At 58.5% G+C, this 22,637-nt stretch carries 18 protein-coding genes; 11 read left to right on the top strand and 7 right to left on the bottom strand.

Going from position 1 to position 22,637, the window contains the following annotated elements:
* Positions 1 to 78 precede the first annotated feature (78 nt).
* From D0851_RS00985 to rluB, 4 genes are read left to right on the top strand one after another with little or no spacing between them, the layout of a single operon-like run.
* Entirely contained in the window at positions 79 to 1,293 is a 1,215-nt protein-coding gene (locus D0851_RS00985) for a tryptophan--tRNA ligase (protein WP_117616956.1), read from the top strand.
* A gap of 60 nt (positions 1,294 to 1,353) precedes the next feature.
* On the top strand, positions 1,354 to 2,187 hold the full coding sequence (locus D0851_RS00990) for a segregation and condensation protein A (RefSeq protein ID WP_117616957.1): 834 nt from the start codon (positions 1,354 to 1,356) through the stop codon (positions 2,185 to 2,187).
* 43 nt (positions 2,188 to 2,230) lie between these two features.
* Positions 2,231 to 2,869 carry an SMC-Scp complex subunit ScpB gene (scpB, locus tag D0851_RS00995; RefSeq protein ID WP_117620231.1) on the top strand — a complete coding sequence of 213 codons (639 nt, stop codon included), beginning with the start codon at positions 2,231 to 2,233 and terminating at the stop codon, positions 2,867 to 2,869.
* A gap of 39 nt (positions 2,870 to 2,908) precedes the next feature.
* Positions 2,909 to 3,913 (top strand): 23S rRNA pseudouridine(2605) synthase RluB, encoded by a 1,005-nt coding sequence (gene rluB, locus D0851_RS01000; RefSeq protein ID WP_117616958.1) that lies wholly within the window; start codon positions 2,909 to 2,911, stop codon positions 3,911 to 3,913.
* A 3-nt stretch (positions 3,914 to 3,916) separates the two neighbouring features.
* Here the strand turns inward: rluB and D0851_RS01005 are convergent, their stop codons facing one another.
* The gene (locus D0851_RS01005; RefSeq protein WP_117616959.1) at positions 3,917 to 4,843 is read right to left on the bottom strand and encodes a GGDEF domain-containing protein; all 927 of its coding nucleotides are present in this window, start codon (positions 4,841 to 4,843) and stop codon (positions 3,917 to 3,919) included.
* Between the two features lie 285 nt (positions 4,844 to 5,128).
* Between D0851_RS01005 and D0851_RS01010 the strand changes: the two genes are divergently transcribed.
* From D0851_RS01010 to D0851_RS01030, 5 genes are all read left to right on the top strand, one after another.
* A complete protein-coding gene (locus tag D0851_RS01010) occupies positions 5,129 to 5,812 on the top strand; it encodes a GntR family transcriptional regulator (RefSeq protein ID WP_117616960.1) in 684 nt (227 codons plus the stop codon).
* 1 nt (position 5,813) lies between these two features.
* Positions 5,814 to 9,308 (top strand): chromosome segregation protein SMC, encoded by a 3,495-nt coding sequence (gene smc / locus D0851_RS01015; protein ID WP_117616961.1) that lies wholly within the window; start codon positions 5,814 to 5,816, stop codon positions 9,306 to 9,308.
* 126 nt (positions 9,309 to 9,434) lie between these two features.
* The gene (gene zipA, locus D0851_RS01020; protein WP_117616962.1) at positions 9,435 to 10,532 is read left to right on the top strand and encodes a cell division protein ZipA; all 1,098 of its coding nucleotides are present in this window, start codon (positions 9,435 to 9,437) and stop codon (positions 10,530 to 10,532) included.
* A 73-nt stretch (positions 10,533 to 10,605) separates the two neighbouring features.
* Entirely contained in the window at positions 10,606 to 12,642 is a 2,037-nt protein-coding gene (ligA, locus tag D0851_RS01025; protein WP_117616963.1) for an NAD-dependent DNA ligase LigA, read from the top strand.
* A 137-nt stretch (positions 12,643 to 12,779) separates the two neighbouring features.
* A complete protein-coding gene (locus tag D0851_RS01030; protein ID WP_117616964.1) occupies positions 12,780 to 15,530 on the top strand; it encodes a hypothetical protein in 2,751 nt (916 codons plus the stop codon).
* 11 nt (positions 15,531 to 15,541) lie between these two features.
* Here the strand turns inward: D0851_RS01030 and D0851_RS01035 are convergent, their stop codons facing one another.
* The 3 genes from D0851_RS01035 to D0851_RS01045 all read right to left on the bottom strand — a co-directional run bounded on the left by D0851_RS01035 (position 15,542) and on the right by D0851_RS01045 (position 18,758).
* Complete coding sequence (locus D0851_RS01035; protein WP_117616965.1) at positions 15,542 to 16,171, bottom strand: HPP family protein; 630 nt, start codon at positions 16,169 to 16,171, stop codon at positions 15,542 to 15,544.
* A 72-nt stretch (positions 16,172 to 16,243) separates the two neighbouring features.
* Complete coding sequence (gene mnmC, locus D0851_RS01040; protein WP_117616966.1) at positions 16,244 to 18,133, bottom strand: bifunctional tRNA (5-methylaminomethyl-2-thiouridine)(34)-methyltransferase MnmD/FAD-dependent 5-carboxymethylaminomethyl-2-thiouridine(34) oxidoreductase MnmC; 1,890 nt, start codon at positions 18,131 to 18,133, stop codon at positions 16,244 to 16,246.
* Positions 18,134 to 18,137: 4 nt separating this feature from the next.
* Positions 18,138 to 18,758 carry a peptidylprolyl isomerase gene (locus D0851_RS01045; protein WP_117616967.1) on the bottom strand — a complete coding sequence of 207 codons (621 nt, stop codon included), beginning with the start codon at positions 18,756 to 18,758 and terminating at the stop codon, positions 18,138 to 18,140.
* A 220-nt stretch (positions 18,759 to 18,978) separates the two neighbouring features.
* Between D0851_RS01045 and D0851_RS01050 the strand changes: the two genes are divergently transcribed.
* Positions 18,979 to 19,728: a pilus assembly protein PilB gene (locus tag D0851_RS01050; RefSeq protein ID WP_117616968.1), complete on the top strand. Its 750-nt coding sequence runs from the start codon at positions 18,979 to 18,981 to the stop codon at positions 19,726 to 19,728.
* A gap of 31 nt (positions 19,729 to 19,759) precedes the next feature.
* Here the strand turns inward: D0851_RS01050 and D0851_RS01055 are convergent, their stop codons facing one another.
* The 3 genes from D0851_RS01055 to flgA all read right to left on the bottom strand — a co-directional run bounded on the left by D0851_RS01055 (position 19,760) and on the right by flgA (position 21,489).
* Positions 19,760 to 20,230 (bottom strand): flagella synthesis protein FlgN, encoded by a 471-nt coding sequence (locus tag D0851_RS01055; protein ID WP_117616969.1) that lies wholly within the window; start codon positions 20,228 to 20,230, stop codon positions 19,760 to 19,762.
* 7 nt (positions 20,231 to 20,237) lie between these two features.
* Positions 20,238 to 20,564 carry a flagellar biosynthesis anti-sigma factor FlgM gene (flgM, locus tag D0851_RS01060; protein ID WP_117616970.1) on the bottom strand — a complete coding sequence of 109 codons (327 nt, stop codon included), beginning with the start codon at positions 20,562 to 20,564 and terminating at the stop codon, positions 20,238 to 20,240.
* A 223-nt stretch (positions 20,565 to 20,787) separates the two neighbouring features.
* Positions 20,788 to 21,489, bottom strand: coding sequence for a flagellar basal body P-ring formation chaperone FlgA (gene flgA / locus D0851_RS01065; protein WP_205422246.1), 702 nt, complete (start codon positions 21,487 to 21,489; stop codon positions 20,788 to 20,790).
* A 201-nt stretch (positions 21,490 to 21,690) separates the two neighbouring features.
* On the opposite strand from flgA, the gene D0851_RS01070 reads away from it, so the two are divergent.
* Positions 21,691 to 22,620, top strand: a complete 930-nt coding sequence (locus tag D0851_RS01070; RefSeq protein ID WP_117616972.1) for a chemotaxis protein CheV — start codon at positions 21,691 to 21,693, stop codon at positions 22,618 to 22,620.
* Positions 22,621 to 22,637: the final 17 nt, after the last annotated feature.

Raw genomic sequence — 22,637 nt, forward strand, 5'->3', positions numbered from 1 at the left:
AGCGGGGGTTTTTTATTTATAATGCCGGGTCGCCTGAACTATGATGGCGGTTCCGATACCAAATAAGGAGTTCGTGCTTTGAGTTCTGTAGATTCCCAGCAAAGGGTTTTGTCCGGCATGCGTCCGACCGGCAAGCTTCACCTTGGCCACTATCATGGTGTGCTGAAAAACTGGGTGAAACTCCAGCACGAATTCGAGTGCTTCTTTTTTGTGGCAGACTGGCATGCGCTTACCACGAACTACGACGATCCCTCGGGGATTGAGCAGAGTGTGTGGGATATGGTTATTGATTGGCTGGCGGCCGGTGTGAACCCTGGTTCCTCCACCATGTTCATTCAGTCCCAGGTGCCCGAGCATGCTGAATTGCATCTGCTGTTGTCCATGATCACGCCTCTTGGCTGGCTGGAACGTATCCCGACCTTCAAGGACCAGCAGGAGAAGTTGCGGGAAAAAGATCTGGCTACCTACGGTTTCCTGGGTTATCCGCTGCTGCAAAGTGCCGATATCCTGGTGTACCGGGCAGGCAAGGTGCCGGTGGGTGCTGATCAGGTGTCCCATGTTGAGATTACCCGTGAGATTGCCCGTCGGTTCAATCATATCTACGGCCGTGAGCCAGGGTTTGAGGAACAGGCGGAAGGCGCCATCGTCAAGATGGGCAAGAAGAACGCCAAACTGTATCGCGCCCTCAAGAAACGCTATCAGGAAGAGGGCGATATGGAAGCGCTGGAAACCGCCCGCGCTCTGCTGAAAGAGCAGCAGAACATCTCCCTGGGCGATCGTGAGCGCCTGTATGGCTACATCGAAGGTGGTGGCAAGGTGATTCTGCCCGAACCGCAGCCGTTGCTGACGCCAGAATCCAGGTTGCCCGGGCTGGACGGGCAGAAAATGTCCAAGTCCTACAACAACTACATTGGCCTGCGCGAAGAGCCGGACAGTGTTGCCCGGAAGGTCCGCACCATGCAGACGGATCCTCAGCGGGTTCGTCGCACCGACCCGGGCGAGCCCGAGAAGTGCCCTGTCTGGGGTATGCACAAGATCTATTCGGACGCCGACACCCAGGAATGGGTCCAGAATGGCTGCCGGAGCGCCGGTATTGGCTGCCTTGACTGCAAGAAGCCCGTGATCGACGCCATTGTCGAGGAGCAGCGGCCTTTGCACGAGCGTGCGCGTGAGTATGAGGGCAACCCGGATCTGGTCCATTCGATTCTGCAGGAAGGCCGTGAGCACGCCCGTGATGCCGCCCGGGATACCCTTGAGGAAGTCCGGGCGGCCATGGGGCTTCATCACCGCTGAATCCGTACAGGCCGGCCATCCGGTGCTGCACGATGCAGTCCCGGTCCGGAGGGAGAGGTTATGACGGAAGAATCCACTAATCCGGTAACGCCAGAAGGGCAGGAAGCGACACCCGATCCGTCGCCGCTGGCCCGGGTTTCCGGCAAACCGGTGGTGGATCTTCCCAGGGATCTCTACATTCCGCCAGATGCCCTGGCGGTTTTCCTGGAGGCCTTTGAGGGGCCCCTGGATCTTCTGCTTTATCTCATCCGCCGCCAGAACATGAACATTCTGGATATCGACGTCAGCGAGATCACCCGGCAGTACATGGACTACATCGGCGCCGTGGAAGCCATGCGCTTCGAGTTGGCGGCAGAGTACCTGGTGATGGCAGCAACCCTGGCAGAGATCAAGTCCAGAATGCTTCTCCCCAGGCAGGAGAGCGACGATGACGAGGAGGTCGATCCGAGGGCCGAGCTGATTCGCCGGCTGCAGCAGTATGAGCGGTTCAAGCAGGCGGCCGAGGATATTGACGCGTTGCCCCGTCTGGAACGGGATTCCTTTGCCGCCTCTGCGGCTTTGCCGGGAATGCCCTCAAGTCAGCCCCATCCGGATGTGGATCTGAGGGAAATGCTGCTCGCCCTGCAGGGTGTACTGAGGCGGGCGGACCTGTTTACCAGCCACCATGTGGAACGGGAGCGGCTGTCGACCCGCGAGCGTATGTCCGCCATTCTGTCTGCTTTGCAGGATGACCACTTTGTGACGTTCGAAAGCCTGTTCACCGCGGAAGAGGGACGCCTTGGTGTTGTTGTGACGTTCCTGGCCACGCTTGAGCTGGTGAAAGAGCAATTGATTGAGGTTGTGCAGGCCGAGGTCCTGGGGCCGATTCATGTACGCGCCCGGGCGGTCAGTTAGCGTCCTGTTCAAGGCCGAAAGCACGGAAACACGGATAATCATCATGAACGAAGAACATCTGCTGAGAATCCAGGCGATTGCCGAAGCCGCCCTGCTGGCGGCCGGCAAGCCGTTGTCTCTTGACCAGTTGCGGGAGTTGTTTCCTGAACAGGAGCGGCCGGCCCGGCAGGTTATGGAGCACGTCATGGTGCTGCTGGAAAGTGCCTGCGAGGGCCGTGGGTTCGAGCTGAAAAGGGTGGCCAGCGGTTACCGTCTTCAGGTCCGGCAGGAGTATGCACCCTGGGTTGGCCGCCTGTTCGAGGAGAAGCCCCAGCGTTATTCCCGGGCATTGCTGGAAACCCTCGCGCTGATCGCCTATCGGCAACCGGTTACCCGGGGCGAAATTGAAGATATTCGGGGTGTTACGGTAAGCAGCAATATCATTCGTACCCTGCTTGAGCGAGAGTGGGTGCGCGTTGTCGGCCATCGTGATGTTCCCGGCCGGCCGGCCATGTACGCGACCACCAGGCAGTTTCTGGACTATTTCAACCTGACGGGGCTGGATCAGATGCCGCCTCTGTCTGACGTCCGGGATCTCGAAGAAATTGGCCGGGAAATCGAAAAGAACATGCAGGCGGAGATCGAATTTGAGTCGCCCGCCGCGGAGAACGATGACGAGTCTCCGGGTCAGACACTTCACTGATGCCATTCGGGTATCAGTCAGAGACTAAGGATTGATTTCATGGCGGCAGAGCGCCCCGAAAAACCCGCCAGAGCGGCGAAAAACCCAGCTAAACACGCAAAAGACAAGGTTACCCATGAGGGCCCCGAACGCATCCAGAAGCTGCTTGCCAGGGCGGGTATCGGTTCACGCCGGGAAATTGAAGGCTGGATGGAAGCCGGCCGCCTGACGGTAAACGGCCTGGCCGTTGCTCCGGGCCAGAAAGCCACCGTGGAAGACCGTTTTGAACTTGACGGCAAACGTCTCGAGGTTTCCGGCGCCTCGGAAGTGCTGCGTCGTGTGCTGATCTACAACAAGCCCGAAGGCGAAGTAACTACCCGAAAGGATCCGGAGGGCAGGCCGACGGTATTTGATCGCCTGCCAAGGCTGAAGGAACACCGCTGGATTTCCATCGGCCGGCTCGACATCAACACCACCGGTCTGGTGCTTTTCACCACAGACGGAGAGCTTGCTAACCGGCTAATGCATCCCTCCAGCCAGATTGACCGGGAATATGCGGTGCGTATCTTCGGGGAAGTGGACGATGCCATGATTGAGCGCCTGCTTCAGGGTGTTTTGCTCGAAGACGGTATGGCTAAGTTCACCGACCTTTCGCCGGCGGGTGGCAGTGGCATGAATCGCTGGTTCCACGTTACCTTGCTGGAAGGTCGTAACCGGGAAGTCCGTCGTCTCTGGGAATCCCAGGGCGTTCGGGTCAGCCGACTGAAGCGGGTGCGCTACGGACCGGTTTTCCTGCCCAGTCGCCTGACAGTGGGTAAGTGGGAGGAACTCGACCAGAGGGCTGTGGATACCCTCAGCCGCAGCGTCGGGCTCGATACCGTTGATATCCCACAGAAGACGCCGGATGAGAAGGCGGCCCATGATCGCTCGCGCCGGAAGAGTCCGGGGCGATCCGGCAAGAAGACGTCAGGCAACAAATGGGCGGTCAGTGATACCAGGCCGGCCAAACCTGCCGGCCGAGCCTCAAAATCCGATCGGCCGCGGAGCAAAACGCCCCGGAGCTGAGGCTCAGGAAATGGTGGCAAACACCCGGGTGCAGTTCCGGCCCTGGTGTTTGGCGCGGTAAAGGGCCTCGTCGGCCCGCGCCAGCCACTCCTGGGCCGATTCTTTGGGCAGGAAGGTGGCCACCCCGCAGCTGGTTGTTACCCGAAGTTCTTTTTCGCCCCCATCAATCCGAATCGCCGCAATTGCCTCGCGAACCCGTTCGGCTACGTCTTTGGCATCCTGCTCAGCAGTGTGAGGCAGGAGAATGGCAAACTCCTCGCCGCCAAACCGGTAGACGCTGTCGGACGTTCGCACGGCCTTTTCAAGTTCTGCGGCAGTAATCTGGAGAAGATGGTCGCCGACCACATGCCCGTGGGTGTCGTTGACGGCCTTGAAATGGTCCAGATCGCACAGGATGAGTGAGTAGGGCTCACTATGCCGTTCGGATAACAGGCTGGCACGCCGCAAGGCGTCGTCCATTGCACGCTTGTTGGGGATGCCGGTCAGTGAATCAGTCAGGGAGGCCTGTTCTATGGCAATGTACTGGCAAGCATTCCGAATCGGGCAGATGGCGGCACTGAGAATCATCTCGACACCCTCAAGCTCCTGTTCGGAGAACCTCTGCCGGCGGTGCAATACCAGAGTTCCGTAATTCGTTCCCTCAAGTCCCAAACGGTATTCGCAACGGTGGGGGCCGCCCATGCCGGTGGCGTAAATGAAATCCTGGTTTCCGATTCTGTGACGGTAATTGAGCGTGTCGAAGGGCACAATCGCGCCCAGCTCGTCGGCCAGAATCGCAAGCTGCTGTTCCAGGGAAAGTGTGGTAGACAGGCGACGGGTCAGCCTGGTGAGGACATCCGGGGTACTATTCCAATCCTGATGAGCCTGGCGCAGCGCAGCCAGTTTCTGGGGCTGAGAACCCGACTTGTGGATTGACGGTATGTTTTTCACTACAGCTCACTCTGTCGCAGAAGTTTACAGTGTTCTAATTTTCTGCAGAAACCATTCCGGAAGGATAAAAAAGTAACAAAAACAGTTAGTAAGGATGGTGTCCAAGAATTGGGGCCAGGTAGTGGAGCTTAATACACACGCCGTCGTCAAAAAACCGGCAGCGTTTTGCCGCTGCTTCTTCAACGCCTTAGCAAAATATCAGACAAGGGGATGGGGCTGAATAGTGCGTGTGGTAAACTTCTGCGCTTGTAATTGAGCTGTCTGCAGAAGTGAGCGACCAACTTTATGAGGTTTCAGGCCCCGGAAAGTCTATCCGAACAAATTGCCCAGCATCTCGGGCAGCGGATTATCACGCGAGATCTCAAACCCGGAGAGCGCATTCAGGAACTGAAAGTGGCGGGGGAGCTGAATGTCAGTCGTGGTTCGGTCCGCGAGGCGTTGCTCATTCTCGAAAGACGCCACCTGATAGAGATCTTCCCCCGCCGGGGAGCGGTGGTCTCAAGCCTGACCCCCGAAAGCGTTAACAGCCTGTACGATATCTACATTGATTTGTTGTGCATGCTCGGGCGCAAGGTCCTGGAGCGCTGGTCCGGTAAGGAGCTTGGCGGGGTAATGGGGCAGGTGCGCGAACTGCAGGCGGTAATTGACGCCCTGAATGCCACCAGGGCAGATGCGGCCGAGCAGGTGATTGACGCCGGCTTCGGTGTGATGCGCTATGCCTATGGTCTGGTTGAGAACCCGTTTCTTGAGGAAACCCTCGAGAATTTCCGTCCCGCCATCAGTCGCACCTATTTTGTGGCACTCGAACATTTCCGGGATGAAACCGGGGAAACGGCGACCTTCTTCCGGCAACTGGAAGACGCCGCGGTCAGCGACGATGCCGAGCGCTTACAGGCAGTTATCCAGGCATTCGGAGAACATCAGCGACAGCAGGTCCTGACCATTCTCCGACAGGAGGAGAGCGCCTGATATGCGTCTGAAGTCCATCAAACTGTCCGGTTTCAAATCGTTCGTCGATCCGACGACCGTGCCGTTTCCATCGAATATGACCGCCGTCGTCGGGCCTAACGGGTGCGGTAAATCCAACATTATTGACGCGGTCCGTTGGGTGATGGGCGAAAGCTCCGCGAAATACCTGCGCGGCGAGTCCATGACCGACGTGATCTTCAATGGTTCAAGCGCCCGGAAGCCGGTGGGTCAGGCGTCCATTGAGCTGGTGTTTGATAACAGCGACGGCTCCGCCCCCGGTGAATTTGTCCGGTTCAACGAAATTTCAGTTCGCCGCCGGGTGTCCCGTGAAGGCCAGTCCGAATATTTTCTGAACGGTTCCAAGTGTCGGCGCCGGGACATCACTGACCTGTTCCTCGGTACCGGCCTCGGGCCCCGCAGTTATGCCATCATTGAGCAGGGCATGATTTCCCGGCTGATTGAGGCAAAGCCCGAAGAGCTCCGAATCTACATTGAGGAAGCCGCCGGCATCTCCAAGTACAAGGAGCGTCGCCGGGAAACGGAAAACCGGATACGCAGGACCCAGGAGAATCTGGAGCGCCTGACGGATCTGCGTGAAGAACTTGGGCGCCAGCTCCAGCATCTTGAACGCCAGGCAGCTGCAGCGGAAAAGTACAAGGCCTACAAACAGGAAGAGCGCCAGAAAAAGGCCGAGCTGGCAGTTCTCCGCTGGCAATCCCTGGACAACGACCTCCAGACCTGGCGGGGTAAAATCCGCGACACCGAACTCGAGTTGGAGAAGTATCTGACCGAGCGGGTCAGCCTGGAAACGTCGCTGGAATCCCTGCGAGACAGCCACCAGGATCGCACCGAACACTTCAATCGCGCCCAGGCCCGTTATTATGAGGCTGGCGCCGATATTGCCCGTATTGAACAAAGTCTCGAGCACCAAAGGGAGCGCAGCCGCCAGATGGCCACGGAGCTTGATCAGGCCCTGGCGAACCAGCGCGAACTGGCCCGGGAACTGGAACAGGACCAGGACAAGCTGGCCGGTATCCAGGAAGAGCTGGACATGGTGGAGCCTGAACAGGAGGCGCTCACCATACGCTCCGAGGAATCCGGCGAGAAATTGCAGCAGGCCGAAGATGCCATGGGCGACTGGCAGCACAAATGGGAAGATTTCAGCGCTCGCTCCTCGGATGCCCGCCGCCAGGCCGAACTCGCCCAGTCCCGGATCCGGTCCCTCGAGGATGCCATTGAGCAATTGCTGAATCGCCAGCGCAAACTCCAGGATGAACGGGAAGTGCTGGAAGGCCAGATGGACCGGGCTGAGCTGGAAGAATTGCTGGAACAGCAGGAAACCCTGGAGCTGCAACGGGAAGAGGCTGCCGAACGGATCGCCGGAATTCAGGATGAGCTCTATGAAGCCCGCCAGAGCCAGCGTGATGCCGAGCAATCCGTGTCTGAAGAGCGCCAGCGGGTCCAGAGCCTGCGGGCGTCACTGGAATCGCAGCAGGCGCTGCTGGATGAGCAGATGGGGTCCCAGGACGATGTCCTGCAAACCTGGCTGTCAGAGAATTCGTTGAGCGATATGCCCCGTGTTGCCAGCCAGTTGCAGATTGATGATGGCTGGGAGTTTGCGGTTGAGCAGGTGATCGGGCGGTTTACCCAGGGCTTGTGCCTTCCGGGCATCGATCAGCTCTCACTGGCCATGAAGGACGCGCCCAAGGGCCTGGCTCTGGTTGATTCCGGAGTTCCTGCCGGCGACATGACCGCCGGGCTGGCGGAAAAAGTGTCCGGAGTTCCGGCCGTTGCTGCTTTGCTTCGGGGTATTGATGCGATAGAGACTCTCTCCGATGCCATGGGCATGCGATCCGGACTGCAGGATGGCCAGAGTGTGATCACTCCAGAGGGGGTCTGGGTGTCCCGGGACTGGGTACTGATGCCGGATTCAGACGCCGGCCAGGTCGGTGCTATCGAAAGGCAGAAGAAAGTCACGGAACTGACCTCGCAACTGGCGGAGGCCGAGGAAACCCTGGAATCCGCCTGTGAGCACATGGACAGCCTCCAGGAGCGTGCCGAGCGGTCCGAATCGGCCCGGGACGAAGCCCAGGCCCGTCTGAGCGAGGCCGACCGGGAACTGAGTGCCCTGTCATCCCGGGTCAGTGGTCTGCGTGCCCGCGCCGAACAGATTGACGCCCGGCTGCAGCGAATCCGGGAAGATGTCTCGGATATTGCCGGGAATCTTGAAGGCCAGCAGGAGTGCCTGCAGGACGCCCGTGAGGAGTGGCAGCAGGCCCTGGCTTCCACCGAAGACAGCGACGAAGAGAAAGAACGACTGCTTGAGCAGCGGGACAGCCTCCGCGAGAACCTTGACCGTCTTCGTCAGGAAGCCCGGCACGACAGGGATCATGCCCACCAGTTGCAACTCCAGTTGCAGTCACTGCACAGCCAGCGCGAAGGCCTGCGGCAGACCATCGACCGGATGCAGATGCAGAAGGAACGCATTGATGAGCACCTGGAGATTCTGCGGGAATCCCGGGAGAGTGCCGAGGAGCCGATCGAGGATCTGCAGATGCAGCTCGAAGGCCTGCTGGACCGGCGTCTGGCAGAGGAAGAAAAGCTCGGCGCGGCCCGCGACGCGCTTGAGGAGATAGACCGGGAAGTGCGGGAAAAGGAGCAGGGCCGAAGCGGCACCGATCACCGAATCCAGGATGTCCGGTCCCGGCTGGAGAAGCTGAAAATGGAATCCCAGGCCCTCGAAATCCGTTCCGGCAACCACATCGACCAGCTCAGGGAGCTGGATGTTAAGCTGCAGGATATCCTGCAGCAGTTGCCGGAGGGAGCCAGCGAGGAAGACTGGGCGGAGGAGCTCGAACGGATCGGTAACCGGATACAGCGCCTTGGTGCCATCAACCTCGCGGCCATCGAGGAGTACCAGGTCCAGAGCGAACGGAAAAGCTACCTGGATTCCCAGCACGAAGACCTGATGGAAGCGCTGGAAACGCTGGACACCGCCATCCGCAAGATTGACCGGGAGACCCGGCAACGCTTCAAGGAAACCTTTGATCAGGTCAATGGCGGGCTCCAGGCTCTGTTCCCGAAGGTCTTCGGTGGCGGTAACGCCTATCTCGAGCTCACCGGCGAGGATCTGCTGGAGACCGGCGTGGCGATCATGGCACGCCCTCCGGGCAAGAAGAACAGCACCATCCATCTGTTATCCGGTGGCGAAAAGGCACTGACGGCCATCGCCCTGGTGTTCTCCATTTTCCAGCTGAACCCGGCGCCTTTCTGTATGCTGGATGAAGTGGACGCTCCGCTGGATGATGCCAACGTTGGTCGCTATGCCAATATGGTTAAAGAGATGTCGAAACAGGTCCAGTTCATCTACATTACCCACAACAAGATTGCCATGGAAATGGCAGACCAGCTGATGGGTGTGACCATGCATGAGCCGGGCTGTTCGCGGCTGGTATCCGTGGATGTGGACGAGGCCGCAGCCCTGGCGGAGGCCTGAGGCCGGCTGGCTACAAAACCGGCGAGCATGACAAAACGGCCATCTGGCCCGGGTGTGCGTTGTATTCATTACGGGCTTTTCTTAGAGTAACAATGTTACGGGATCTGCAAACAGGACAGCAGCACTATGTCACTTAGGGAATGGTTAATTGCCATCGGTACCCTGGTTATCATCGGCATTGTTATTGACGGAGTCCGCCGCATGCGGCGTGCCCGAAAGGAATCCATGGCGATTTCATCGGGGATGGGCGCAGATGAGCTCAAGGACTCGCCACTGGATGACGAATTCAATCCCGAGTTGCCAAACGGCGGCGCACGGACCATCTCCCGGGATACGCTTGAAGAGCGTGGCTACGTCAAACGTGAGAAATCGAGCCGATTCGGTTCCCCCAAGCCCAAACCGACCCGTCCCGTCACAGCGGCCAGTAACAAATCTCCAGAGCAGGGTGCTGCCCCTGAATCCGGACACGATTTGTCCGACACCGATCTGGACTATGGTCTGTCCAGCCACGAGCCCTTCGACCACGAGTCCGCCGGGATGGAGCCGGATTCCGGCTGGGGTGCCACGGAGGATGAGATTGAGCCGGATGATGAAGTAGTCGGAGAGCCACGGGTAATCCGGTCGGAACAGCTTTCCGAGCCGGACACGGCCGCCGGTGAGCCCGAAGCCGGACATGACGACACCGGAGCGGTACCGCCGACCGTCACCACGGAAGTGGAAGAAGACACGGCCCGGCGCGAGCCTTCCCGCCCCGACAGTGGCCAGCCTTTGGCGGGAGCCAATCGCCCGGAGGCCCGGGAAGTGGTGGTTATCAATGTGCTTGCCCGTAACGGCGAAGAGTTTAAGGGGCCGGCTCTGAAAAAGCTGTTTGAAGCCTGCGGCCTTGAGCATGGCGACATGGACATTTACCACCGTCATGAACAGTCAGATACCACCAGCCCGGTCCAGTTCAGTGTTGCCAATGCCGTGGAGCCCGGCACGTTCAAACCTCGGGACATGCCGGCACTGGCGACCCCGGGCATCAGTTTCTTCATGAGTATGCCAGGGCCCTCCAACGCGTTGCAGGCCTTTGATTTTATGCTTGAGACCGCCCAATGCGTGGTTCGGAACCTGGGGGGAGAACTGAAGGATGAGCGCCGGAGTGTCATGACCCCGCAAACCATAGAGCACTGCCGCCAACGGATCCGGGAGTTTGAGCGCAAACAGCGCTCCCAACGGACCTGAAGCCAGGCGAAACAAGACTGAGTAATGCCCGGTTTGATCCGGGCATTTTTTTGACAGACGAGAGTGCCAGTCCATGAGCAAAGCCACGCCCGAGACCATCCAGCGTGTTGAAGAACTCCGTTCGGTTATCGACGACCACAATTACCATTACTACGTCCTCGACGATCCCCGTATTCCGGATGCGGAGTACGACCGTCTGTTCCGGGAATTGCAGAGGCTGGAATCGGATTACCCGGAGCTGGCATCGGACAATTCACCAACCCGCCGGGTTGGCAGTGCCGTGGAAACCAGTTTCGAGGAAGTGGTTCACCGGTTGCCCATGCTGTCTCTGGACAACGCGTTCAGTGACGATGAACTCCGGGATTTTGACCGGCGCGTGCGGGATCGGCTGGGCGTCAGCGAGGAAGTGGAATACGTCTGTGAGCCCAAGCTGGACGGGCTGGCAGTCAGCCTGCATTACGAAAATGGCTCGCTGACAACCGCCGCAACCCGTGGCGACGGCTATTCCGGTGAAGATATCACCGCCAACATCCGGACCATTCCGTCGGTTCCGCTCAAACTGCGTGGTGACGATGTGCCAGAGCTTGTCGAGGTGCGGGGCGAAGTCTACATGCCCAGGGAGGGCTTTGAGCAGCTCAATCGCCGGCTTGCCGACCGCGGCGAGAAAACCTTTGTAAATCCCCGAAACGCGGCGGCTGGTAGCCTGAGACAGAAAAAATCCACGGTCACCGCCAAGCGTCCTCTGGAAATGTGCGCCTACAGTGTGGCAGTTACGGATGAAAGCCTGCTTCCGGAGACCCAGTGGGATGGTCTTCAGCGGGTCCGCAGCTGGGGGTTCCGGATCAATCCGGAGATGCGCAAGGCGCGGGGTGTGGATGAGTGTCTTGAGGCCTATAACGAACTGATGGCAAAACGGGACACCTTGCCCTACGAAATTGATGGCATTGTGTTCAAGGTCAACCGCCTGGATCAGCAGAAAGCGCTGGGATTTGTGTCCCGGGCGCCGCGCTGGGCCATCGCCCAAAAATTCCCGGCCCAGGAAGAGCTGACCGTCGTTGAGGACGTTGAATTCCAGGTTGGCCGGACCGGCGCGGTAACCCCTGTGGCGCGGCTGAAGCCGGTATTTGTAGGCGGTGTCACAGTGAGCAATGCCACCCTGCATAACATGGACGAAATCCGCCGTCTCGATGTTCACATTGGCGACACCGTGTTTATCCGCAGGGCTGGTGACGTTATTCCTCAAGTGGTCAAGGTCGTTACGGAAAAGAGGCCGGTAAACGCCCGGCAGGTTGAGCTGCCGGCAACGTGTCCGGTTTGTGATTCCGATGTTATCCAGATTGAAGGGGAGGCCGTGGCCCGTTGCTCCGGCGGCCTGTTCTGCCCGGCCCAGCGCAAAGAGGCGATCCGGCACTACGCCTCCCGCAAGGCCCTCGATATCGAAGGGTTAGGGGACAAGTGGATCGATATTCTGGTCGATCGGGGCATGGTTGAGACCGTTGCGGACCTGTATCGCCTGACCGCCGACGATCTGATGCGCCTGGAACGGATGGGCGAGAAATCTGCCTCGAATCTTGTGGATGCCATCGACCGCGCCAGAAACCCAGTACTCTGGCGGTTCCTCTACGCGCTCGGAATCCGGGAGGTCGGAGAGGCTACGGCAAAAGCCCTGGCTTCCCATTTTGGAACCCTGGAAGCCATTGCCGCCGCAGACGAGGAAACCCTGCAAACGGTCCCGGATGTCGGTCCCATTGTGGCGGGGCATATCCGGAGTTTCTTTGATCAGACCCACAACCGGGAGACGCTGGATGCGCTCCGGGAAGCGGGCGTTAACTGGCAGGAAGAACCGATACAACAGGGCGATCAGCCCCTCAAGGGCCAGACCTGGGTGCTGACGGGAACGCTCTCGGAAATGACCCGGGATGAGGCCAGGGAAAGACTGGAGTCCCTTGGCGCCAGGGTGGCCGGAAGCGTATCCAGGAAAACGGCTTGCGTTGTGGCCGGTGAAGCCGCCGGCTCCAAACTGGCCAGGGCCGAGCAACTGGAAGTGCCGGTCCTGGATGAAGCGGGTTTGCTGGCGTTGTTGAAAGAACATGGCCTGGAGCCGGGCTGACTGAATCTGAGAACTCGCGCAGATCCCCTGCAGATCAAATTGGCTACCATGGTGTTGTTCTGTAACGGTGTGTAAATCGCCCGGTGTTTCCATCGGGCGTCGCAGCCATAACAACAACGGTTTAAACGGATTTTTTCATGGGCGCCGATTTTTACTCCCGCATTCATCCCGTCGTTCGCATTGCCATTCTTGGTCTGTTTTTTTGGGGGCTCTCCGCCTGCAAAACCGAGAAAGACGCCGATCAACCCACGGTTCTGGGTGTGCCCCCGGTGTCTGCCTATCTGGGAGTGGAGTATTCCTACAACTTCGGCGCCTACGGGGGAGAGGGTATACTTGATTACTCCCTGACCAACGCGCCTTCCTGGCTGGCCCTGGAAGACATCAGCAACAAGGCCCGGCAGGGTATTATCCTGCGGGGCGTTCCGGGTTTAACGGGGGGCAACCGGGGTGAGGCGGATCTTGGCAAGACCGAAGGCATCAATCTGGTGACAACAGACGGGCAGATGTCAGGCGTTCAGCCCTTTGGGGTTGATGTCAAGTACAACGTGATGTCCCTGGAATCTGAGCCCTTTACCGAAGGTGAAAGCCCTGAAATCCCGGGAAGCAACCGGGAACAGTGTGCCTTGCCGGACCTGGAAACAGAGGGCGAACACAGTTTTACGGTCAACCTGTATAACGATGATGGTTCTGTGTCCGGCACCCGCGAGCTGACTCTGCCAACACGCAGGGTCTTCGTGAAGGTGAATCTGGACCAACCTTCCGTGACCCGGGTTGCAGTTGCCTTTGAGTTACAGTCGGATTACGACGCGACCAGTTGCGATGCCGGCTTTTCGCCCCCGCACCAGAATTGCGAGCAGAGTAATTCCAATGTGGGCGATGCCACTCCGGGCAAGGATATTGTCGGGCTTGGAAGCAACAGCCCCATGCCGCGGGACGAGTCCGGAGAAAATGAGCTCAGCTACATCGACTATGAACTGGATGAAGAGGGTTTCTTTACCCGTGGCGTCATCACGCTCGAGCCCGGCATTACCGAGTGTTATCTTCCCCTGGAGGTTGTTGAAGACAGCTTTCCCGAACCTGCAGAGTCACTCAGGCTGGCATTGACCGAGGTGCGCTCTGGTCTGGCGGGCCTGGGCAGTGGCAACGGCGGCGTGGTTTCCAATCTGTCAATTCAGGACAACGAGCCGGTTCTTTCGATTGAGACCGTCAAAGGTGGCTCCCGGGATACCCTTAATGTTGGCGATGTGCGGGAGTACCTGGCCAGACTCCCGGGTGAGCGTGACCGGGATATCTTCGCCAAACTGACCCACACCGAAGGCTCGACAGCCCGGCTTGGTACCGAATTTGTGATTGAGCGCCTGGAAGACGGTAACTGGGTTGAAAACGATGAACTGGTTTTTCCGAACGGGACGGACGAGGTGCCGTTCCGGATCCGCGTTCCTGCAGCCGGCTATACGAATCCCGCGTTCAGTGACCGGTTCATACTGCTGGGAGTCAACCAGGACTTTCAGGCTGGCAGAGAGGATTATGCCCGGGGTGAAAGCGACAACCTGATCCGGGTCAGTCTCAACGAACTGACAACACCGCTCGCTCTGAATGGGGCTGACGGGTTTGTGGCCACTGATATGGCCGTGGGACACGAGGGCCGAGTGTTTGTTTCCGGTTATGATGGTCAGGACAACGATCGGGTGCAGGTAAGGATTTTTGACCAGCGGGGTAACCTGCTGCAGCAAGTGGCGGTGTCTGCCGCCGGCGACAGCCTGGTGACACCGAATCCTGTGATCAACGTCGTTCAGCGTAAGGTTTCCCAGGGCAACATCAAAGTCGACCGTTTCGAGTTCGTTGTTTCCTACAGTACCGACCAGCCGGTTGCAGGGACAAACGCGCTCGGGGCAGAGGACATCGTGACATCTCTTTACTGGTTTGACGTTGCCAGCAACGGTGGTGAGTATGTCTCGTCCTGGAGCATCCGCACAGGCACCGCTGCAGAAGATCAGGTCCGGTGGGCCGGAATCAGCAGGGACGCCGGTTATGTGTTGCTGGCGGGCGAAACCAATGGCGTTTTCGATGGCCAGCAGGGATTGGGGGGCCGGGACAGTTTCCTCCAGAGGATCGACACCGAGCTTGACGGCAACAGCCAGCTTCCTGCTGTGGCCTGGACCCGCCAGGCCGGATCCGCAGCCGACGACAGTGTTGCCGGGGGCAGCGCCGATTCAGTGATGCCGCTGCTGTTCGGCTCCGCTGCCGGGTCGGTGGAAGGAGCTCCGGTTATCGGAGGTATTGATGCCTTCTTCTACAATACCTTCGGTGCGAACGCTGAACTCAATGTGTACCAGGTTGGCACAGAAGGCGACGAGGTCGTCTCCGGCGGGCTGTTTTTTGCCGGCGCTCTGTGGCTGATCGGCAGCAGTGATGGTCTTTACTCGGTTCTGGAACGGGAAGAAGAGGATCCCGTTCTTGAGAGGGATCCACTGTCCAGCACGGCCGGTTTCCTTCTTGGCTACTCCTCCACCGGCACCCCGGGCAGGGTGTTTTCCCTCAATGATGAGAATGATCAGGCGAACGTGCGGCTTTCGGGGCTTACCGGGTTTGATGGCGACATCGTCGTTGCCGGTTCCACCGATGGCGATTTTGCCAACGATGGTGTTGTTTCCGGCACAACTCAGGGCATTTTGGCCCGGGTATCGCTGGTTCCGGAGGCAGGCAGCGACACCGAAGACACTACCTTCAGGAATAACTGGCGTTACCAGCTTGATGGGGATAACTCGGAAATTCTGGATCTGGAGAATTTCCGGGACGACGAGGTGGTTGCCCTGTCCCGGGTGGGGAGCGACTGGTTCGTGTTGTTGTTCAGCCCTGAAGGCGAACTCCTGACACCGCTGAACTAGCCGGGCAGGAACTAGACGATTCCCTCGTGCCGGCCTGCGTTGGCGTACAGGCGAAGGTAGTCGGTGCTGGTGACTATACCGGCGGCGGCGCCCTTGGCGTTGACGACCAGAGCGGCATTCAGTTGGTGGGCGAGCATCAGCCTCGCAAGCTGATGGGCGTCTGTCTCCGGTGACGCGGTGAGGAAAGCAGGAAGTTCGATATACAGCAGGCTCTCGCTCATGGCATTGGCTTCCTGTTCGCGGAGCCAGCCAAGCAGCCAGCGAAGATCCACAAGGCCTGCAATGTTGTCTCCCGACGTAATCACCAGGTGACTGACCTGGTGCTCGTCCATCACTGATAACGCCTCGGAAATGGTTGCAGTAGCGGGCACCGAATAGAGCGCAGGAGAAGAAATCCTCGATACCGGAAGGTAAGGGCGGTCTTCCCGTTGCTCTCCGGCGGCAGCGCCATATTCCTCAAGGGCTCTGTGCCGGCCTGCATTGGCGGCGAGCTGAAACTCCGAATCTGTTGGTTCACTTCGGCCTGGATTCGTAGCCTGGGTTTCTGCCAGCTCGGTGACATCGCCCACGCGCCGGGCCCGGAATGCTTCCGGTAGCCGGGTTCCGAGCGGCCGGCCGGGTTCGCTGACAAAAATGGACATGTGGTTCTCCCTGACAACACCTTATCATCATCGGTTATCGGCAGTCAGACCGAAATCTCCAGACCAGGTTTATTACGAAATCACCACGTCCGTCTGGTACAGGCGTCGGGTTTCCAGGCGCCGCGCGAGCTTTGCCGACAGACACGCGGGCTGCCCCGTCAGTCGGTCGGCCAGGTATTCGGCCAGTAAGGGGGCGTAGGTCAAACCCTTGCTGCCAAGGCCTGTCAACAAAAACAGGTCCTCAAGTTCATCGTCCTGTCCATTAAAAACCGGGCCGGCCACAGGCTGATAATCGTGGGTTGTGCTGCGAAAGGCTACCCGGCCATCCAGGTTGGAGGTGTCCAGTTTTTCAGCATCTTTTCGCTTCAGAACGGCCGGCAACATCGCCGTGAGTTCACGGATATTTTCCTGATGGCTCTCGCTCGTGGTTAAAGGGTTTGCATCATGCAGATCAAAGGTGGCTCCGGTTACTGCGATTTGCCCCAAGGCAGGGTTCATATACCGGTTGCCACAAATGACCACCCGCGGATTCCGGAGGCCAGTCTTCGGCAGGTGTGTTACCTGGCCCCGGATGCTTTTAAGTCGGAATTTCCCCTTGACCGGAATGAGTCCGGCACTGAGGTGTCCGGCGCAGATCACTACGCGGTCGGCAACGATGGTCGTTCCGTCGGCACCCGAGATGTGCCATTTCCCACTGCAGGGCAGCAACCGGTCTACATTGACACCCCACGCGTGGGTTATCATCGGATGGTCGGCCAGCGCCTGGCACAGCCTCTTTGGCTCTAGCCAGCCATTGCCGGGGAACCAGAGGCCTCCAGATTCCGTAGGCACACCGGAAAGCTCGCTGGCTTGCTCTCTGTTCACCGGATACAGAACCTCCCGTGGGTAGAGATTGCGCCGTAGGAACCGATGCTGCCGGTCTGCTTCCTGGGCTGTCTGAGCGAGCTGGAGCAGGCCAGTCGGATGCCAGTATTCTCCGCGCCAGGTTTCGTAGAACCGCTGGGCAAAGGTCAGCGCCTGCAATGCCAGTTCGGTCTGATCATTGAATTCGACACCAAGCTTCACGTACATGGCGCCCTGAACATTGCCCGAGGCTTCGGTGCCGGGCCCGTTGGCGGAATCAATCAGGGTAACCGGGACCCCCCGTTCGGCCAGGTTTCTTGCCAGGGTGCACCCCGCAATACCCGCTCCGATGATTGCAATGGAACCGGGCCGGTTTGCTTCCGTTTGTCCGTCTGCCGGTAACACGCCCCGGAGCATATCCCGCTTGCGGCCAAAGCCGGGCGTCTTCCGCACGTCGAATCCGGCCGCTGCCAGGGCGCGCCGAACCCTGCCAACGGAGGTAAAGGTCGCCAGGGTGGTGCCGGGCTTGCTGTGGGCGCGGACCTGGTCGATCGTCTCGTCCAGCCACATGGATGGATTGCGGGCAGGGGCAAAGCCGTCCATGAACCAGGCGTCGGCAAGAAAATCGAGAGATTGCCAGGCGTCGGCGATATCGCCGAAACAGAGGGTGAGGCGGACCCGCCCCTGTGCCAGTACCAGGCGGTGGACGCCCCGGACCAGCGGCGGGTATTTTCGAATGAGCTCCCGAGCCAGGGGGTGCAACTCCGGCCACAGTGCCAGCGCGCGGGTGAGATCCTCCCGGATCAGGGGGAATCGCTCAACGGATACAAAGTGGAGGGTTGCCTGATGCGCCGGGCCGTGGTTTTGCCAGGCCTGCCACGCTGCCAGAAAATTCAGGCCGGTCCCGAACCCGTTCTCCGCGATAACAAAGTGGCCGCCCTGGGCGACACTGGCAAACCGCTCCGGCAAATTGTTGTGCCGAAGAAACACATGGCGCGTTTCCTCCAGCCCGTTGTCACGGTTGAAGTAGACATCACCAAACCGGACAGACTCTGGCACACCCTCGCGCCAGGCCAGCTCTGCGGGCTCGATTCCGGGAGGCAGCATTGGTGAGCGCATGGTGTCAGTCTGCAGTATCCAGCACGGTTACCTTCTTAATGATCACGGCTTCAACCGGAACATCGGCCATGCCCCGCTTCCGGGTTGTCTGCTTGCGGGCGATAGCATCAACGGCACCCATGCCCTCGGTCACCTTGCCGAAGACGGCATAGCCAGGGCCACGGACGCCGGCATTGAGGAAATCGTTGTCTGACAGATTGATGAAGAACTGTGAGGTGGCGGAATCCGGAGAGCTGGTCCGGGCCATGGCAATGGTTCCACGGAGGTTGGGAAGTGTGGATCTGGCTTCGTTCTTGATGGGGGCGCGGGTCGGTTTGCGGGAGAGGTCATCGGTAAACCCGCCACCTTGGATCATGAAGCCGGGAATGACCCGATGAAAGATGGTGTCGTCGAAGAATCCGGCCCGTGCGTACTCCAGAAAGTTGGCAACGGTTGCAGGGGCAACATCCGGGCGGAGCTGCAGTTCAAGGGCACCTTCACTGGTCACCATCCGGACTTTCGGAAGCGGTTCATCGGCTGGTTGGCCACTGCTCTGGGCCAGAGCAGTGCCAGCGGGCAAAAGCAAAGAGAGAAGTATCAACAGTACGGGAGTCACACTTTTCAAGGGTTTTACCAGATTTGTCATTTTCGGCCGCTCTCTGTGTTATTCGCAGGGGCTTTTCCTGCGACAATTCAGTGAATTCTGTTTTCCGGTGCGTGATCTTAGCAGAACGTGATTGTAAAACGGGGACTGTATCCACGCACATTTGATTGTGATCAGCTAACCTTTTCGGATGCAGGAATGAGTGCATCACATTCGCCGGGCAGGGTTGTACGGTTTTCACTGTTGAATAAGGAGAAACTGGGTGAGAATCCGCCAGGGATTTGAAGAAAAGTCACGCCTTGGGCGATTACTTGTCAATCGCGGGTATCTGTCTGAAGGCCAGCTGGATGAAGGCCTGAGAATTCAGCGCGAAACCGGCCAACGCCTCGGTGAAGTGCTCATTCAGGCCGGTTGGATCACGGATAAGGAACTTCACCGGGTTCTCAAGCACCAGTCCCGCTATCGTAACGCGGCGGCCCTGGTGACCATGGTTACGCTTCCGTTCCAGCCGCTGGTGACGTTTGCGGCCAGTAACAGTGCAGATACCTCCCAGTCGGCGTTGGAAGCCGGCGAACTCTATGAGAGAGGGAATCTTGCGCCGCTGACCGAGACCGAGCTGGCGGCCGTATCGGGGCAGGGTGATCCGACCCTGCTAGACCGGATCGGACTGGTCGGGGCGATGGCAGAGAATCCGGCCGGTGGCGACAGCCAGGGAGGAAGCCCGGCGGCTGACGTTATTGAGGGGATGAAACTGACGGCAAATATCTTCGTGCCGGTTCTGAACTTCCTGGATTCAGACCTTACCATTTCCGGCGTTCACTACCGGGAGGGTGAGCCCCGTTACGCGGTTCGGGAAGACGGGGCGCTGATGCTGGCCTTTCCGGAACGTATTGAAGAAATCCGCATGGACAATATCCGTGTTACCGGAGGCCAGGGCGCGTCAATGGGCAACGTGACCATTCAGGATATCCGGTTCCACCCGGACTCCCGGATGACCATTTACACCCGATAGAAACGGTTATGGGCCAAGGCCAGCGCGGTTTTCAGGCGCTTGCGAGCACTGTCCGGCTTGAAACTGTCGTGTGCTCACCACGTGCTCCGTAGAGCTTCTGCTGGCTATTGGCGCCCCGGAAAATGTCGGCCAGCCGGGTCAGGCGTTTTTGCAGATGGGTGATCACCCGACCGTTGTTCTGGTTCAGGGTCTGACAGGCTCGCAGTTTCTGGTCCGCTTCCTGCCAGAGCTGATAAAGCTCAGAAAGGCCCGCACTGCGAATAAAGCGGGAGGGCTCTCCGCTCTCGAGGCGATAGCCCATCTGAACCAGCGTCCGGATTTTCTGCTTTGCCCGCTCACGAATGGCCCCGAGAAGATCGTTTTTCTCTCTGGTCAATTCGTTTAGAGCCTGGAGATCGGAGGTGGCAAGGCAGGTTTTTTCCCTGCCGAGAATGTCAGCGAGTGTGTCCAGCTGGCTGACATCCTGGGATAGAAGAGCCTTCAGATCATCGATTGCTGCCATGATTTACTCACCCGAAAATGCTTTCATCCATCTCAAGCATTTTCTGGGCCAGTTTTTCGGCGTCAATTTTGTAGGTCCCGTTTTCGAGAGCGGAACGGATCTGCTCAATACGGTCATCATCCATCTCAGGATAATCACCCAGCTTCTGTTCCAGCTGTTTGAGATTCCTGGCCTGACTGCTCAGGCTCACGTTTTCACCCCGGGCTCCCCGGGTCTGAGTTTTTGCCTGCTCGTTGGTCGCCGGCTGGCTGCTCTGAGCGCCAGCGCCCTTGTCGGCCGTGGTTCTCTGGGTGTTGACCTGGCCGGGGCCAATTCCATTGAAGTCAACTGACATATCGATACCTGCTTGCCTGATGCGCCACACGTTTGCGGCGCTTACTCGAGTTTATGTCTTCTTAACGGCGGAACCGCAGAAACCTTTAGAAACTTTTTGCCTTCCGGATTAACATATTTTTACCCGGTAAATTTTTTCACCCCCAACCACTACTGCTCCCGCTACTACTGTCACCGGGCCTGGCAGAATCTTGCCGTGCCGGCAAAGTGCTGCCGAAGCGCGGCTACATCTGGATCTCAACACGGCCGGGGGCAACAACGTTCGCCTTTACCGTACGTGAGGAGCTCAGATTCTCGACCAGAACTTGCTCTCCTATGCCTGCGTTGGCCAGAGCCTTACCTCGGGAACGCACTGAAAATCCGCCGGTTTTCGCAGTAATGATAACATGATCCCCACGCTCTACCGCATCCGGCGCAGAGAGTATATCCGGAGTGATCAAAGAGCCGGCATTTATGGATCGCCGAACCTCCATTCCGACCGCTTGTGCGGTCTCGGTTATCGCTCCGCGCCTTGAGGCATTGATCTCCACGGACTGATGCGTCACCAGATCCGGGGTAATCCGCTCACCGCGAGTCAGGGGGCGGGTTGCAATCAGGGCGGGCCCACGGATTGAGATGGAGGCCGTAACGAACATTCGCCAGGGGCGGCTTCCCTCACAGGCTACCAGCAGGGACGGGCTTGTACTCTTCCAGGGGTCGCCGCTGAACCCGACACTCAGGGGGCGTTCGCACCCGGCGAGGGTGAGGCGGCTATCGATGGACCCTGGTTCAAAGGAAACCGTATAGCCCGCACTGGCCTGTTCGTTGGCAAAGTCGTCCAGAAACGCCAGGGTGGCCTGCCGGATCTGTTTGGCAGTGGTTTGGGCCAGCAATGGGCCGCTCAGGCTGGACATTAGCAGGAGTAGGGCAAAATTGGTGATGCGCATACGTATGAGTTTGTCCTATGCTTGTCAATATCAGGGCAGAAAAACCCGAACAATGCTAAGGGTTCCGGGAAAATGGCCGTTAAGTTGGCTGACCCGCCGCTGAGATGACGGTTTCCCGTCGATCAGGCGATTATTCGGCGATATATTCAGTGAACAGCAAGATATATGCCGGCGGAAAGCCGGCCAGCCAGGAGAAACAAAATGGCAGGGGTATTGGACAGCGTAAACCAGCGCACGCAGCTGGTAGGGCAGAATCGCCTTGAGCTCCTTCTTTTCCGCTTGAGAGGGCGTCAGATTTACGGCATTAACGTTTTCAAGGTGAAGGAGGTTTTGCAATGTCCCAGGCTGTCATCTATTCCCAACAGCCGGAACGTCGTCAGGGGGGTCGCCCATATCCGGGGCGAAACCATTCCGATTATTGATCTGAGCATGTCCATTGGATTGCCCGGAATTCCACAGGAAGAGCTGGCGACCAGTTTTGTCATCATTACCGAGTACAACCGTAAAACCCAGGGCTTCCTCGTTACTGGTGTCGACCGGATCATGAACATGAACTGGGAAGATATTCTGCCACCGCCCAGGGGTGCCGGAAGGGATGTTTACCTTACCGCTGTCACCAAGATCGATGATAAGCTGGTAGAAATCATTGATGTAGAGAAGATTCTTGCAGAAGTTTCTCCGCTCGGTGAGGATGTTACCGAAGCCGTGCTGAGCAAGAGTGCCGATCGGGTGCCCGGCCACCTGCCCGTCCTGGTGGTGGATGATTCGTCCGTGGCCCGTCGCCAGATAGAGCGTTGCCTGACGGCTATCGGAATGGAAGTCGTCACCAGGAATGACGGCAAACAGGCTTATCAATACCTGAAGGAAGTGACTGCCGACGGTTCGCGGGCAAAGGATCATTTCTCCCTGATCATTTCCGACGTTGAAATGCCAGAGATGGACGGCTATACGCTGGTGACGAAGCTTAAGGGTGATCCGGCCCTCGCCGACATGTTTATCATGCTGCACACCTCTCTCAGTGGGGTCTTTAATCAGGCCATGGTCAAGAAGGTCGGTGCCGACGACTTCATGGCAAAGTTCAGTCCGGACGAACTCGCCGAGCGGGTAATGGAAATCATCGACCAGGGTTGATGAAGCTGCTCAGAGAT

It is taken from the genome of Marinobacter sp. Arc7-DN-1 (assembly GCF_003441595.1).
Classification (GTDB): domain Bacteria; phylum Pseudomonadota; class Gammaproteobacteria; order Pseudomonadales; family Oleiphilaceae; genus Marinobacter; species Marinobacter metalliresistant.

Coding starts and splice junctions, on each gene's coding strand:
- D0851_RS00990 (WP_117616957.1), top strand. CDS start 1,354: ATGACGGAAGAATCCACTAATCCGGTAACGCCAGAAGGGCAGGAAGCG.
- scpB (WP_117620231.1), top strand. CDS start 2,231: ATGAACGAAGAACATCTGCTGAGAATCCAGGCGATTGCCGAAGCCGCC.
- rluB (WP_117616958.1), top strand. CDS start 2,909: ATGGCGGCAGAGCGCCCCGAAAAACCCGCCAGAGCGGCGAAAAACCCA.
- D0851_RS01010 (WP_117616960.1), top strand. CDS start 5,129: ATGAGGTTTCAGGCCCCGGAAAGTCTATCCGAACAAATTGCCCAGCAT.
- smc (WP_117616961.1), top strand. CDS start 5,814: ATGCGTCTGAAGTCCATCAAACTGTCCGGTTTCAAATCGTTCGTCGAT.
- zipA (WP_117616962.1), top strand. CDS start 9,435: ATGTCACTTAGGGAATGGTTAATTGCCATCGGTACCCTGGTTATCATC.
- ligA (WP_117616963.1), top strand. CDS start 10,606: ATGAGCAAAGCCACGCCCGAGACCATCCAGCGTGTTGAAGAACTCCGT.
- D0851_RS01030 (WP_117616964.1), top strand. CDS start 12,780: ATGGGCGCCGATTTTTACTCCCGCATTCATCCCGTCGTTCGCATTGCC.
- D0851_RS01035 (WP_117616965.1), bottom strand. CDS start 16,171: ATGTCCATTTTTGTCAGCGAACCCGGCCGGCCGCTCGGAACCCGGCTA.
- mnmC (WP_117616966.1), bottom strand. CDS start 18,133: ATGCGCTCACCAATGCTGCCTCCCGGAATCGAGCCCGCAGAGCTGGCC.
- D0851_RS01045 (WP_117616967.1), bottom strand. CDS start 18,758: ATGACAAATCTGGTAAAACCCTTGAAAAGTGTGACTCCCGTACTGTTG.
- D0851_RS01055 (WP_117616969.1), bottom strand. CDS start 20,230: ATGGCAGCAATCGATGATCTGAAGGCTCTTCTATCCCAGGATGTCAGC.
- flgM (WP_117616970.1), bottom strand. CDS start 20,564: ATGTCAGTTGACTTCAATGGAATTGGCCCCGGCCAGGTCAACACCCAG.
- flgA (WP_205422246.1), bottom strand. CDS start 21,489: ATGCGCATCACCAATTTTGCCCTACTCCTGCTAATGTCCAGCCTGAGC.
- D0851_RS01070 (WP_117616972.1), top strand. CDS start 21,691: ATGGCAGGGGTATTGGACAGCGTAAACCAGCGCACGCAGCTGGTAGGG.